Below are 12,302 nucleotides of genomic sequence, written 5' to 3'. Positions count from 1 at the left end.
CACCGTAGCGCCTATCTCCCCCAACACGTTATCGCCTCCATGACAGCCGAGTGGGTCAGCCTCTTCTCCGGCGGAAAGGACTCCTCGTGGGCGCTCTACCGCGCGCTCGAAGAGGGGTTGAACGTCACCCGCCTCCTGACCGTCCACCCCAGCGACGACTCGTACATGTACCACGTGCCGGCGACGGACCTCGCCGCGCTCGCCGCCGAGAGCACCGGCATCGAGCTCGTGGAGGTCCACCCCGGCGACCTCGAAGCGACCGACGCCGCCGACTCCGGCGCGCAGGGCGACGCCGAACTCGAACCCCTCGAAGCGGCGCTGTCGGACCTCCAGTCCGACATCGACCTCGCGGGCGTCACCGCCGGGGCCATCGAAAGCGAGTTCCAGACCGACCGGATTCAGGCGATGTGCGACCGCCTCGGAATCGACCTGTTCGCCCCGCTGTGGCAGGAAGACCCCCGCGAACTCGGCGACGCCATGCTCGCGGCGGGCTTCGAAATCACCATCATTCAGGTCGCGGCCCACGGCCTCGACGAGTCGTGGCTCGGCCGGACGCTCGACGCCGACGCGCTCGACGAACTGGAGGCGCTCAACGAGCGGTACGGCGTCCACATCCTCGGCGAGGGCGGCGAGTTCGAGACGCTCGTCACCGACGGTCCGCACATGGACCGACCCATCGAACTGGAGTACGAGACGGAGTGGGAGGGGACCCACGGCAGGCTCCGCATCACCGACGCGTACCTCGGCTAAGAAATACGAAACCGCGCGACCGCGTTACTGCCCGTTCGTCAACCGCGAGTGCGCCCCGATGAGGGCGTTCGAGAGGTCGAGGCTATCGATGTGGGTCTCCTCGTCGACGATGGAGCTTTTGAGCTCCGCGTTTCGGATGACCGCCCCGGGGAACACCACGGACTCTTCGAGGACGGAGTCTTCGACCACCGCGTCGGCCATGACGTGGACGTTGGTTCCGACCTCCGTGTTCGTGAGCGTCGCCGACTCGTGGATGTAGTTCTCGCCGCCGAGGTACCACGCCACGGCGTCGAGGTAGCTCTGGGGCGTCCCGATGTCGAACCACGCCTCGTCGAACGTGTAGGCGAACAGGTCGCCGTTCTGCTGGAGCCACTGCATGAACCAGCCGGGCTCGTCGGGGTTGTTGTCGCCGGAGAGATACTCGTCGAACTTGGGGAGGTCGCCCGCCGGGATGGCGTAGCAGGCGATGGAGACGAGCGTGCTCTTGGGATCTTCGGGCTTCTCCTGGAAGTTGATGACGCGGTCGCCGTCGAGTTCGACGAGGCCGTAGGCCTTCGCGAGCTCTTTGTCGCCCACGTCGTAGGCGGCGAGACACGGCGCGTTCTTCTCGTAGAAGAAGTCCACGAAGTCGGCCACGTCGAAGCTGATGAGGTTGTCGCCCGCGATGACGACGAGGTCCTCGTCGACCTCCTCGCGGTCGATGAGTTGGGCGAGCGCGCCGACGACGCCGAACTTCTCGTCTTCTTCGCTCGTGTCTTCGACCGACAGCGTCGGTTTTTCGAACGGCGACTCGTCGATGTACTCCTCGAACGCGTCGGCGAAGCGCTCGTTCGTGCTCACGAACACCTCGGAGACCCGGTCGTCGGCCTCCAGGTCTTCGAAGATGGTGTCGATGACCGTCTGGTCACCGACCGGCAAGAACATCTTGGGTCGGTGTTTGGTAATCGGCCACAGACGCGTCGCGTACCCACCGGCAAGGACGACAGCCTTCATATCCTCAAATCCCGCCACGTGGACAAGGCCTTTTTGCATCCTCTCTATATTGCTGACATTTCTGGGCGGGCGGCGGCGCAAGGGATTTTCCCTTCGGCTCCCAACCCAGCGATATGACAGCCCGGGAGTCCGACACGACGGCCCGCCAGCGCATCGCCGACGCCCTCCGCGACGACCCCGCGACGGCCTCCGAACTCTCGGCGAGCGTCGGCGTCTCGGTGTCGTCGGTGTACGGCCACCTCCAACACGTCGCCCGAACGGTCCACGGGGAAGAAGGCGAGCAGTTCCTCGTCGCGCCGCCGGAGTGCAAACACTGCGGGTTCAACGCCTTCGACGACCCCGTGAACTACCCCTCGCGGTGTCCGGAGTGCCGAAGCGAGGGCATCGAAGAGGCCGTGTTCAAAATCGAATAACGAGACCGGTCAAAACGACGCGATGGTTCGGTTGTGGTAGTCGAGAAACGCGGAACCGAGGTCGTGGTCCTCGCGGACAGAGAGCGAATCGCCGTCTAACTCGCGCTCGTAGGCGTGGGAGATGGTGTGCGTCTCGGGGTCGACCGCAATCATGCCGTAGTCGAAGTCCGCGTGGTGGTCGGGACAGAGGACGAGGAGGTTCGCCTCGACGTCCGGACCGTCGTGAGGTCGACCGAGCGGTCTGAGGTGATGCGCTTCGGCGTACCCGTCGTGAACCCCCCGGCGACGGCGCTCTCCACAGACTTGGCACGTGTGGGAGTACCGCGCTTTCAACTCGGTCGCGAGCGCCGTGTTCCGAATGATTCGGCTCCGCGTCGTCTCGGTGCGTTCCGCGGGCGCGAGGTCTGTCGCGGCTTCCTCCTCATCGACTCGCTCCCGCGTTTCGTGACGGCGGCGGAGCACGAATCGATAGACGTCCCTGTCGTCGCCTTCGAACGGGCCGCACGCGTAATCGACGACTTCGACTTGACCTTGGTACACCCAGTCGGCTTCACCCGATTTTCGGTGGAAGAAGAATATCGGTAACGGGTGGTGTTTCGCCCGCGCGAGAAACTTGTTTCCGCCGGTGAGCGTCTGGTCACCGGTCCGTCCCTCTCCGATGTACGTGAACTCGCCGCCGGTCACGTCGTCGCCGTACGGCCCGGTGTCGCTCGAAAAGAGACGGAGATATCGTTGGTCGTCGTCGTCGTAACAGATTTCGATGCCCCGTCCCGTCATTCCGCGGTCGAACCGCGAGTTGAGTTCTGACCCGCTCAACCGTTCACCGGGTTCGAGCGAGAGCGTTGCGAGTTCCACACCAGTTCGGACGACCGACCGACGAAAAAACGTTCTCCTGCGCGGGGATGCCGCCCCGATGGGACCGACTAGTTCGCGTCTTACAGTTCGTCCAAGAGCGTCTGGGCCGCCGCGGCCGACGAGCCGGGGCCGCGCGCGGTGATGAGGTCGCCGTCGACGGTGACGCTGGTGTCGCTGTCGAGTTCGGCGTCCCAGACGCCGCCGGCGGCCTTCACCTCGTCTTCGACCCAGTAGGGAAGCTTCCGGCCGTCCGGCATCAGGTCGTCGTCGTCGACGATGCCCTCTTCCCACTCGTTGGGGAAGCCGGTGACCTCGCGGCCCTCGACGAGGAACGAGCCGTCGGCCTCGCGGGTGAACCCGAGGATGCCGACCGCGTGGCAGACGACGAGCGCCTTCGAGTCGTCGCCGGCGACCGCCTGCAGGAGCGCCTGCCGGGCGTGTCGGTCCTGATTGACGTCCCACGCGGTCCCGTGGCCGCCGGGGAACACCACGGCGTCGTACTCGTCGGCGTCGACCCGTGCAATCGGCTCCGGATTCTGCAGTCGCTCGTCGTTCTCGTGGACCTCGACGACGCGCTCGGCGAGTTCCTCGCCGACCTCCTCGGGGTCGACAGAGCGCTCGTCGACGACCGGCGCGCCGCCGGTCGGCGTCGCAACGGTCACGTCGACGCCGGCGTCGGTCAAGCTCGTAAGCGGCTCGATGCACTCTTCGCCCCAGTAACCGTCTTCGCTGACGATGAAAAGCGCCGATGTCATCGCTCCCGGGTACGGACCGGTCACAAAAAGGCCCCGCGGAGGCGGAAATCCGCGAGAGAAGGCGACGCGGCTGTGACGCCGCGGCCGCGTCGGTGTCGTGTCGGGTCAGTCGTCGCCGTGCTCGTCGACGATGACGACTTCACCGTCTTCGACGGTCACGTTGATGAGCGTCTTGACGTGGTGTTCGGAGTCGTCGAGCTCGTTCGGGCCGGCCTTCTTGATGATGGCGACGGTGTCGACGACGTCCGCGCCGATGTGGTCGAGGGCGTCGAGAACGGCCTTCATCGTGCCGCCGGTCGAGAGCACGTCGTCGAGGACGAGCACGCGGTCGCCCTCGTTGACGTCGTTGATGAACATGTCGCCCTCGGAGTAGCCCGTCTGCTGGTGGAGCGACACCTCGCCGTCGAGGCCGTACTCGCGCTTGCGGATGACGACGAGCGGGATGTCCGTCATCAGCGAGACGGCCGTCGAGATGTGGATGCCCATCGCCGCGGGCGTGACGATTTTGTCGACGTTTTCGAGGTTCGCCTTGCGGATTATCTTGATGACGATCTCGCGGAGGAGCCCCGGCTTCAGCATCGGAACGCCGTCGCTGATGGGATGAACGAAGTACTCGTAGTCTCCTTTTTCGATGATCGGCGCGTCGAGAAGGGACTGCCGCAACTGGTCCATGGCGCTCGTTTCCCCGGTTAGGCATAAAATGTGGCGGTTCGAAGGCTCTCGGACACGCTGACCCACGCCGTGCGGTATCGCCTCTCGTGGAGGGGACGGCGACGAGCGCGACCGCTCTCGGTCCGACCCTGATTCTCGGTCCGGAGCGCGGCGCTCCGGAGCGGCGGTTACATCCCGCCGAGAAGCTGTGACGCGGTCTTCACGAGCGGCTCGACGTTCTCGTCGGGTTCGACGAAAAGCAACATGCCGCGGCCGCCGCAGTAGACCTGCAACACGCCGTAACCGTCGCGTTCCTCGAAGCGGTACTCGACGCTGTTTTGCACCGGGCTCAGCCCGGAGAACAGCCCGCGTTCCATGAACTCGCGCCGAGTCTCCTCGGCGAGCGAACTCAGGTGCGCCACGAGTTCGTCTCGGCTCCGAAAGTCCTCTCGGACGGTCTCGCCGACGTGGAACAGGTCGAACGCCGTCGCACCGTAGACGGCGACCAGCGAGACTGCCCCCTTCGCAGTCCCCCGGAGCGCGTCCATCGCGACTTCGCTGTCTGGTCCCGGTCCGTTGACGGATGCCATCCGTGACGGGTCGATTATCATTCGTTTCCCCCCCTGCCCTGACGCTGCGCGTCTCCCTGCCCGGAGCGCGCGCCTGGACGTATCATGAATCTCAGATTGTCAGTTGTCGCTATAAATGTAGAGGTGTAGTTTCTCTCGCTGAAAAACCGGTTCTCAGTCCGGGTGAGACGCCGTTTAGCACCCGATACGCTGAGAGACACGACAGCGAAGCGAGGCTCGACGGGCCGCAACGGACGCGACAGCCACGGACGCGGACGGTCGGTCGTCAGTCGGTTCCGGTCTCGGCTCGCTCGCTCGATAACGTGGGGGTCGAGCGGACCTCGGTCCGGAACCCCTCGGTAGAAAGCGAGACGACCGTCTCGTCGAAGTCGCAGTCGTAGCGGCGGCGGTGCGTGCCGTCGTCGCGGACCTCGGTCGCCGAACTGACGAGCCCGCACTCGCACAGCCGGTCGAGCCGTCGGTACACGGTCGGAAGCGAGAGGTCGAGCGTCTCACCGAGCTCCTTGGCAGTGCGGGACTCACGGCGGAGCGCCACGAGCAGTGCCCTGGACTCGGTGTCTCCGAGTATATCGAGGAGTTCGTCGCTCGACGCACGTCCGTCCATCTCTGATGAAAGCCTCCGAATGAGCGTATAAAGTAGTTGCGCCCCTGCGGCAGTGACCGCCTTCAGCGCGGGCAAGCGGGGTACCAGAGGGCCGAATCGGGGGACTCCAGTAACACTATGACAATTGGACACCTCGCGTGCGGACGAAGACGGCTGACAGCGGGACCGCCTCCCTCACAGACGACGCGGTGGAGTCGCGACGTTCGTCGGTGAGACGACCGCCGCGACGCGCGAGCACAGCGCCGACCGAGTCGCGCGCGGACGAATCACCCGCCGGCGCGACAAATATTCTCGAACGGCTGAATGTACTCTAAGACGTAGTATGGTCGTCTGAGGATATAAATTTCGCCCTCCCGTGGAAATCATGAAGCTCAGAAAAACGCCGAAGAAATCGACCGACCGTCACATTTCGGTGCCGAATAGCCAACGGGTTTGACAACACCTAAGTCGGCGCTTCCCGCAATTTCCCCCGTGCAACCCACACCGGAAGTCGTCCTCGCGGTCGTCTTCTTGCCGTTTCTCGCCGCGGCGTTCACCCCGGTAGTCTACCGGATCTTGGGTGAGCGCACGGCGTACTTCGCGGCCGCCGTCGCGCTGGTCACGCTCGGCCTCGTGACGGACCAGTATCTCGCGGGGGCGCACGGAACCGTGTCGTTCGATTGGATTCCCTCGCTCGGAGTCTCGCTGGCGTTTCACGTAGACGGGTTGGCGCTTCTCATCGCCTTCCTCGCCAGCGGGGTCGGCGTGCTCATCCTCACGTACTCCGGAGGATACATGCACGGCGAACCGGGCCAGGCGAAATACTACGCGACCCTGTTGGCGTTCATGGGCTCGATGCTCGGCGTCGCCCTCGCGGGCGACCTCGTCGCCCTGTTCGTCTTCTGGGAGCTGACGAGCCTCTCGTCGTTCATCCTCATCGGCCACTACACCGGCGAGGAGGCCTCCCAGTACGCCGCCCGGAAGTCGATGCTCATCACCGTCTCCGGCGGCCTGTTCATGCTGGTCGGCTTCCTGCTTCTCGTCTGGGCGTCCGGCCAGACGGGAACCATCGAGGGGACGACCTACAGCATCCCGCTTCTGGTCGAACACGCGGACGCGATTCGCGAGGTCCTGACGGCCTCCGGTCTGCTCGTCCCCGTGCTCGTCCTCGTCGGCCTCGGCGCGGCGACGAAGTCCGCGCAGGTCCCGTTCCACGTGTGGCTTCCCAACGCGATGGAGGCTCCGACGCCGGTCTCGGCGTTCCTCCACTCCGCGACGATGGTCAAAGCCGGCGTCTACCTCGTCGGCCGATTCCGCCCGCTTTTCCTCCCCGAGGACGCGGCGGTCCTCGGCGAGTGGACGCTCGTCTTCGCCGTGCTCGGCCTGCTGACGATGACCGTCGCGGCCATGCTCGCGGTGAGCGCGACCGACATCAAGGAACTGCTCGCGTACTCGACGGCCTCGCACCTCGGCCTCATCATCGCCGCCTTCGGCTTCGCCAACAGCTACGGCGCGGAGGCCGGCGCGTTCCACATCCTGAACCACGCGAGCTTCAAGGCCGCGCTGTTCATGGTCGCGGGCATCATCGCCCACGAGGCCGGGACGCGGAAGATAGACCGTCTCGGCGGGCTCAGAAAACACCTGCCCGTGACGGCCGTCATCGCGGCCGTCGCGTCGCTGTCGATGGCCGGCTTCCCGCCGTTCAACGGCTTCTACTCGAAGGAACTGCTGTTCGAGTCGACGTACTACGCCGCCGAGCACATGGGCGGCGTCGCGTGGGTCTTCCCGGTCGTCGCGGTGTTCGGGAGCGTCTTCACGTTCCTCTACTCCATCAAGTTCGCCTCGCTGTTCTTCGGCGACGAACCCGACGGACTGGGCCACGTCCACCGCCCGCCGGTGGCCATGCTCGTTCCGCCGGCGATTCTCGGCGCGCTCGTCCTCGCCATCTCCGCCCAGCCGAACCTCTTCATCGAGGGGCTCATCGGCGACGTGTACGGGAGCGTCGTCCCCGGCGAGGCGCACTCGTTTTCGGTCCACTTCCCGACCGAACTGACCCCGTACGTGATTATGAGTATCGTCACCATCGTCGTCGGCGCGGCCGCTTTCCCGTTCTACGACCGCATCCACGACGCCATCAACGCGGTCCTGCGCGGCCCCGTCCGCGCGAACTGGTGGTACGATAACTTCGTCGAGGGGCTGACGACGACGAGCGTCGCCGTCACGCCGAAGATTCAGACCGGCCTCCTGCGCACCTACACGACGTGGGGCCTCTTCGGCTTCGTCGCGCTCGCGCTCGGCGGCTACGCGGCCGCCGGCGTCTCTCTCCCCGGCTTCGACGGACTCAGCGTGTCGATACCCATCGTGCTCGTGCTCCTCGTCGCGCTCGTCGCCGCGTTCGCGGTCGACATCGCGCCGTCGCACGTGGCCGGCGTCCTGACGCTGTCTATCGTCGGCTTCATGGTCGCCATCTTCTACATCCTCGCGGACGCGCCCGACCTCGCGCTGACCCAGTTGGTCGTCGAGACGCTGGTGTTGGTCATCTTCCTGCTCGTCTTGGACCGCCTGCCGGCGTTCTACGGCGACGCGCCGGACCGACTCGTCTCCGTCCGCGACGGCCTGCTATCGCTCGCCGTCGGCGGCACGGTGTTCCTCACCGTGTTGCTGTCGACGAACGCCTCGCCCGACCCACTCCTCCGGGAGTTCATCGTGGCGCGGGCGGGCGTTCCGGCGGAACACGGGCCCTTTTTCGCGGACTACGGCGGCGGGTCGAACGTCGTCAACGTCATCCTCGTCGACTTCCGTGGAATCGACACCATGGGCGAGATTTCGGTCGTCGTGATGGCGTCGATCGCCATCCTGACGCTGATTCGCATGCGAACGCGGGGTGAGACCCAATGAACGGCTCGTCCGGCCGGACGACCGTCATCTCGCGGACCGTCGCGCGCATCGTCGTCCCCATCATCCTGGTGACGGCCATCGCGCTGTTGTTCCGCGGGCACAACCTCCCCGGCGGCGGCTTCATCGGGGCCGTCCTCGCGGCCGCCGCCTTCGCGCTCGTCTACATCATCTTCGGGCTGGAGTTCATCCAGCGCGAGATTCTCGCCATCAAACCCGACGGCTCGGAGCGACACCGGCTCGTCGAGACCTACCGCTGGATGGCCTCGCTCGGCCTCGCAATCGCCGTGGCGTCCAGCCTCGCCCCGCTCGCGTTCGGCGCGCCGTTCCTGACCCAGGGCGTGCTCTTCTTGGAGCACCTGCCCCTCTACGGCGAACTCGAGGTCGCGAGCGCGTTCGCCTTCGACCTCGGCGTCTTCTTCGCCGTCGTCGGCGGCCTGCTCACCATCGTCGCGGAGGTCGGTAACGAATGATTCAGTTCTTCCTCGCCGCCACGCTCGGCGTCCTGTTCAGCATCGGCACGTACCTCGTGCTCCGGCGCGACGTGGTTCGCGTCGTCTGGGGTATCAGCATCATCAGCCAATCGGCCAACGTCTACCTCGTCACCATGGGTGGGTTCGACGGGCTCGCGCCCATCCTCTCGGGCCACGGCGCGAGCGGTCCCGCACCCTCGGACCCCATCGTGCAGGCGCTCGTCCTCACCGCCATCGTCATCGGCTTCGGGACGACCGCGCTCGCGCTCGTCTTGACCTACCGGGTGTACGAGGAACACGGAACGATCGACATGTACGAACTCGGAGGGAGCAGATGAGCACGCTCGTCATCGCACCGCTCCTCGTGGCGCTCGTGACGGCGATCTTGACGCTTCTCACGCGCCCGAGCGACATACTCCAACGGACGGTCAGCCTGCTCGGCGGCGTCGCCTACCTCGTCGCCGTCGCCGCCCTGTTCGACGCCGTGATCCTGCCGCTCGGCGGCGAGTCGACCACGCTCGTCTATCAGGTGTCCAACTGGGCCGCGCCGTTCGGCATCACGCTCGTCGCCGACGCCCTGTCGGTGTTCATGCTGGCGCTCACCGGCTTCGTGTCGCTCCTGACGCTCGGCTACTCCGTCGCGTCGGTCGGCTCGTTCGGCCAGCGCCTCAGCTATCACACGCTGTTCCACTTCATGGTGGTCGGCGTCACCGGCTCGTTCCTCACCGGCGACATCTTCAACCTGTTCGTCTGGTTCGAGGTGATGCTCATGTCGAGCTACATCCTCGTGCTGTTTTACTCCGGCCGCGAGCACACCCGCGCGGCGCTCAACTACGTCGTGCTCAACCTCATCGGGAGCGCGGTGATGCTCGTCGCCATCGGCGGTCTCTACAGCACGACCGGGACGCTCAACATGGCCGACATCGCCCGGCGACTGGCCGAACCGGCCGCCTACGACATCGCACTCCTGCCGACGCTCGGCCTGTCGGCGGTGCTGTTCTCGGTGTTCGCGCTGAAGGCCGGCCTCGCGCCCTTCCAGTTCTGGGTGCCCGCGGCCTACCGCGCCGCGCCGTCGCCGGTGACCGCGATGCTCGCCGGCGTCGTGAAGAAGGTCGGGGTCTACGCCATCGTTCGGCTCTACTTCACCGTCTTCGCCGCGGCGTCCATCGACATCGGCTTCCTCGGCATCACCGGGGACTCGTTCCTCGGCTTCTTCGGCCCGGTCATGTTCGCCATGGCCGCGGTCAGCATCGTCCTCGGCGGCATCGGCGCCGTCGGCCGCGACGACGTGGACGGCATCCTCGCGTACTCTTCTATCAGTCAGGTGGGCTTTATCGTCCTCCCGCTGGCGGTGGCCGCGACCGCGCCGTCCGAGGCGGTTCGGGCGCTCGGCGTGACCGCCGCGCTGGTCTACGCGTTCAACCACGGCATCGCCAAGAGCCTGCTTTTCCTCGCGAGCGGCACGCTCAAAGACGCCGTCGGTAGCGACCGGCTCTCCGACCTCGGCGGCCTCGCCGACAGAGCGCCGGTGCTCGCGGCGGGCTTCCTGCTCGGCGCGCTGACGCTCATCGGCGTCCCGCCGCTTTCGGGCTTCTTCGGGAAGTACCTCGTCTTCCAGGCGGCCGCGGAGGCGTTCGCCGCGGGCGCGGCCGGCGCGGGACTCGCGCTCGCCGTCGCGCTCGCCGGCGCTATCTTGACTATCGCCTACTACACCCGCGCGTGGAACGCGGTGTTCTGGGGTCGCCCGAGCGACCTCGTCGACGCCGCGCTCCCCGAGCGCTGGGCCGTCGGCACGGGCGACGTGGCGATGACCGACGGCGGTGACGACGGCCTCAAACGGCTCGAACTCACCGCGCAGGTGACCGTCGTCGTCGCGCTCGCCGTCGCCGCCATCGGCTTCGGTATCGGCTTCGAGGCGCTGTTCGGTGCCGCGGACGCCGCGGCCCACGCCGCCCTCGACACGAACGGCTACGTCGACGCCGTGATGCACGGTCCGGGCGTCGGCCTCGAATCCGGCGGGGGTGGCCACTGATGAGCCGCCGCTGGCCGGTCTCGGGGCTCGTCATGGCCGTCCTCTGGCTGTTCGTCCGGGGCGTCGAACTGACTCCCCAGCGCCTGCTGGAGGAGTTCGTCATCGGCCTCGGCGTCGGGATGGGCATCGCCTTCTTCTTCCGGCGGTTCTACGGCGACGAAGCGCCCATCGCGCGGAGCCTCCGCGTCGCGCCCTACGCGGCGCTGTACCTCGCGACGTTCCTCTGGGAACTCCTCACGGCCAACGTCGACGTGGCGGTGCGGACGCTGTCGCCGTCGATGCCAATCGACCCCGCCGTGGTCGAGGTGCCGCTCCGCGTGCGGACGCCGCTCGCCATCACGACTATCGCGAACAGTATCACCCTCACTCCGGGGACGCTGACCATGGACTACGACGACGAAACCAACTCGCTGTACGTGCACAGCATCGACGGGAGCGACCCCGACGGCATCCTCGAACCCATCCGCCGCTGGGAGGACTACGCGCTCGTCATCTTCGACGAGGAACTGAAACCGGGCGACCCCGCGCCGCAGGCCGGGGTTCGCCCCGCGGACGGCGGCGACGCGCCCGCCGCCGCACCGGGAGGTGAGCAACATGGCTGAGCCCACGTACCTCGCGTGGATGGACACCGTCCTCTTCGCCGGCCTCGCGCTCGCCGCGGGGCTGACGCTCCTCGTGAGCTACCGCGTCATCCGCGGGCCGACGGTGCCCGACCGCGTCGTCGCGCTCGACACCATCGGGACGAACGTCGTCGCCATCGCGGCGCTGTACGCCATCTGGAGCCAACAGGGCTACTTCGTCGGCGTGAGCCTCGTGCTCGCCATCATCGGCTTCATCAGCACGATTACCGTGGCTCGGTACGTCACGGAGGGGGACATCATCGAATGACCGCCGCAGAGACCGCGGCCGCCGCGACGGCCGGTCCCGTTCGCGCGGCGCTCGTCATCCTCCTGACGCTCTTGGGGAGCTTCTTCCTCGTCGTCGGGACCATCGGCCTGCTCCGGTTCCCCAACGTCTACAACCGGATGCACGCCACCTCGAAGGCGACCACGCTGGGGGCGGCCTCCATCGCGCTCGCCGCGACAGTGTACTACCTGCCCAACGGCGACGGACTGATGGCGCTCGTCACGGTGTTGTTCCTGTTCCTCACCGCGCCGACGGGCGCGCACATGATTTCGCAGGCCGCCCAGCGCATGGGCGTCCCGTTCCTCGACGGGGTCACGTGGCCCAGACAGGACGCCGCGCCGGGCGACGCCGACGGTGCGGACGGCACCGACGCCGACGCCGCGAACGGCGACGACTGACGACCCAC

Annotated in this window: 15 protein-coding genes; 9 read left to right on the top strand and 6 right to left on the bottom strand. The window is 66.7% G+C overall.

Features of this window, described 5'->3' with window-relative positions:
• Window positions 1-39: 39 nt before the first annotated feature.
• Window positions 40-750, top strand: coding sequence for a diphthine--ammonia ligase (locus C441_RS01130; protein WP_004970939.1), 711 nt, complete (start codon window positions 40-42; stop codon window positions 748-750).
• A gap of 24 nt (window positions 751-774) precedes the next feature.
• Here C441_RS01130 and C441_RS01125 read toward each other — a convergent pair whose 3' ends face one another.
• Complete coding sequence (locus C441_RS01125) at window positions 775-1,743, bottom strand: sugar phosphate nucleotidyltransferase (RefSeq protein ID WP_007273404.1); 969 nt, start codon at window positions 1,741-1,743, stop codon at window positions 775-777.
• A gap of 113 nt (window positions 1,744-1,856) precedes the next feature.
• On the opposite strand from C441_RS01125, the gene C441_RS01120 reads away from it, so the two are divergent.
• Entirely contained in the window at window positions 1,857-2,156 is a 300-nt protein-coding gene (locus tag C441_RS01120) for a transcriptional regulator (RefSeq protein ID WP_007273403.1), read from the top strand.
• A 9-nt stretch (window positions 2,157-2,165) separates the two neighbouring features.
• Here C441_RS01120 and C441_RS01115 read toward each other — a convergent pair whose 3' ends face one another.
• The 5 genes from C441_RS01115 to C441_RS01095 all read right to left on the bottom strand — a co-directional run bounded on the left by C441_RS01115 (window position 2,166) and on the right by C441_RS01095 (window position 5,611).
• Window positions 2,166-3,011 (bottom strand): HNH endonuclease, encoded by an 846-nt coding sequence (locus C441_RS01115; RefSeq protein ID WP_007273402.1) that lies wholly within the window; start codon window positions 3,009-3,011, stop codon window positions 2,166-2,168.
• Window positions 3,012-3,091: 80 nt separating this feature from the next.
• Window positions 3,092-3,766, bottom strand: a complete 675-nt coding sequence (locus C441_RS01110; protein ID WP_007273401.1) for a type 1 glutamine amidotransferase domain-containing protein — start codon at window positions 3,764-3,766, stop codon at window positions 3,092-3,094.
• Between the two features lie 105 nt (window positions 3,767-3,871).
• Complete coding sequence (hpt, locus tag C441_RS01105) at window positions 3,872-4,438, bottom strand: hypoxanthine/guanine phosphoribosyltransferase (protein WP_004970945.1); 567 nt, start codon at window positions 4,436-4,438, stop codon at window positions 3,872-3,874.
• Window positions 4,439-4,605: 167 nt separating this feature from the next.
• Window positions 4,606-5,007 carry a hypothetical protein gene (locus C441_RS01100; RefSeq protein ID WP_049920358.1) on the bottom strand — a complete coding sequence of 134 codons (402 nt, stop codon included), beginning with the start codon at window positions 5,005-5,007 and terminating at the stop codon, window positions 4,606-4,608.
• Between the two features lie 265 nt (window positions 5,008-5,272).
• The gene (locus tag C441_RS01095; RefSeq protein ID WP_007273399.1) at window positions 5,273-5,611 is read right to left on the bottom strand and encodes a winged helix-turn-helix domain-containing protein; all 339 of its coding nucleotides are present in this window, start codon (window positions 5,609-5,611) and stop codon (window positions 5,273-5,275) included.
• A gap of 471 nt (window positions 5,612-6,082) precedes the next feature.
• Between C441_RS01095 and mbhE the strand changes: the two genes are divergently transcribed.
• The 7 genes from mbhE to mnhG are packed head-to-tail and all read left to right on the top strand — an operon-like array spanning window position 6,083 to window position 12,294.
• Window positions 6,083-8,488: a hydrogen gas-evolving membrane-bound hydrogenase subunit E gene (mbhE, locus tag C441_RS01090; protein ID WP_007273398.1), complete on the top strand. Its 2,406-nt coding sequence runs from the start codon at window positions 6,083-6,085 to the stop codon at window positions 8,486-8,488.
• A complete protein-coding gene (locus tag C441_RS01085; RefSeq protein WP_007273397.1) occupies window positions 8,485-8,958 on the top strand; it encodes an MnhB domain-containing protein in 474 nt (157 codons plus the stop codon). Before mbhE ends, C441_RS01085 begins: the two co-directional genes overlap by 4 nt.
• A complete protein-coding gene (locus tag C441_RS01080) occupies window positions 8,955-9,296 on the top strand; it encodes a sodium:proton antiporter (RefSeq protein ID WP_004970950.1) in 342 nt (113 codons plus the stop codon). The genes C441_RS01085 and C441_RS01080 overlap by 4 nt, the downstream gene beginning before the upstream one ends.
• The gene (locus C441_RS01075; RefSeq protein ID WP_007273396.1) at window positions 9,293-10,990 is read left to right on the top strand and encodes a Na+/H+ antiporter subunit D; all 1,698 of its coding nucleotides are present in this window, start codon (window positions 9,293-9,295) and stop codon (window positions 10,988-10,990) included. The genes C441_RS01080 and C441_RS01075 overlap by 4 nt, the downstream gene beginning before the upstream one ends.
• Entirely contained in the window at window positions 10,990-11,592 is a 603-nt protein-coding gene (locus tag C441_RS01070) for a Na+/H+ antiporter subunit E (RefSeq protein WP_007273395.1), read from the top strand. Before C441_RS01075 ends, C441_RS01070 begins: the two co-directional genes overlap by 1 nt.
• Complete coding sequence (locus tag C441_RS01065) at window positions 11,585-11,878, top strand: monovalent cation/H+ antiporter complex subunit F (RefSeq protein WP_007273394.1); 294 nt, start codon at window positions 11,585-11,587, stop codon at window positions 11,876-11,878. The genes C441_RS01070 and C441_RS01065 overlap by 8 nt, the downstream gene beginning before the upstream one ends.
• Window positions 11,875-12,294, top strand: a complete 420-nt coding sequence (gene mnhG, locus C441_RS01060) for a monovalent cation/H(+) antiporter subunit G (RefSeq protein ID WP_007273393.1) — start codon at window positions 11,875-11,877, stop codon at window positions 12,292-12,294. Before C441_RS01065 ends, mnhG begins: the two co-directional genes overlap by 4 nt.
• Window positions 12,295-12,302 lie beyond the last annotated feature (8 nt).

It is taken from the genome of Haloferax sulfurifontis ATCC BAA-897 (assembly GCF_000337835.1).
In the GTDB taxonomy this organism is placed as follows: Archaea; Halobacteriota; Halobacteria; order Halobacteriales; family Haloferacaceae; genus Haloferax; species Haloferax denitrificans.
Note: the sequence above shows the minus strand (reverse complement) of the source record. Positions and strands in the feature narration are given on the sequence as shown.

Bases quoted from the DNA above. Each gene is read 5' to 3' on its own strand.
- C441_RS01130 (WP_004970939.1), top strand. From the start codon at position 40: ATGACAGCCGAGTGGGTCAGCCTCTTCTCCGGCGGAAAGGACTCCTCG.
- C441_RS01125 (WP_007273404.1), bottom strand. From the start codon at position 1,743: ATGAAGGCTGTCGTCCTTGCCGGTGGGTACGCGACGCGTCTGTGGCCG.
- C441_RS01120 (WP_007273403.1), top strand. From the start codon at position 1,857: ATGACAGCCCGGGAGTCCGACACGACGGCCCGCCAGCGCATCGCCGAC.
- C441_RS01110 (WP_007273401.1), bottom strand. From the start codon at position 3,766: ATGACATCGGCGCTTTTCATCGTCAGCGAAGACGGTTACTGGGGCGAA.
- hpt (WP_004970945.1), bottom strand. From the start codon at position 4,438: ATGGACCAGTTGCGGCAGTCCCTTCTCGACGCGCCGATCATCGAAAAA.
- C441_RS01100 (WP_049920358.1), bottom strand. From the start codon at position 5,007: ATGGCATCCGTCAACGGACCGGGACCAGACAGCGAAGTCGCGATGGAC.
- C441_RS01095 (WP_007273399.1), bottom strand. From the start codon at position 5,611: ATGGACGGACGTGCGTCGAGCGACGAACTCCTCGATATACTCGGAGAC.
- C441_RS01085 (WP_007273397.1), top strand. From the start codon at position 8,485: ATGAACGGCTCGTCCGGCCGGACGACCGTCATCTCGCGGACCGTCGCG.
- C441_RS01080 (WP_004970950.1), top strand. From the start codon at position 8,955: ATGATTCAGTTCTTCCTCGCCGCCACGCTCGGCGTCCTGTTCAGCATC.
- C441_RS01075 (WP_007273396.1), top strand. From the start codon at position 9,293: ATGAGCACGCTCGTCATCGCACCGCTCCTCGTGGCGCTCGTGACGGCG.
- C441_RS01070 (WP_007273395.1), top strand. From the start codon at position 10,990: ATGAGCCGCCGCTGGCCGGTCTCGGGGCTCGTCATGGCCGTCCTCTGG.
- C441_RS01065 (WP_007273394.1), top strand. From the start codon at position 11,585: ATGGCTGAGCCCACGTACCTCGCGTGGATGGACACCGTCCTCTTCGCC.
- mnhG (WP_007273393.1), top strand. From the start codon at position 11,875: ATGACCGCCGCAGAGACCGCGGCCGCCGCGACGGCCGGTCCCGTTCGC.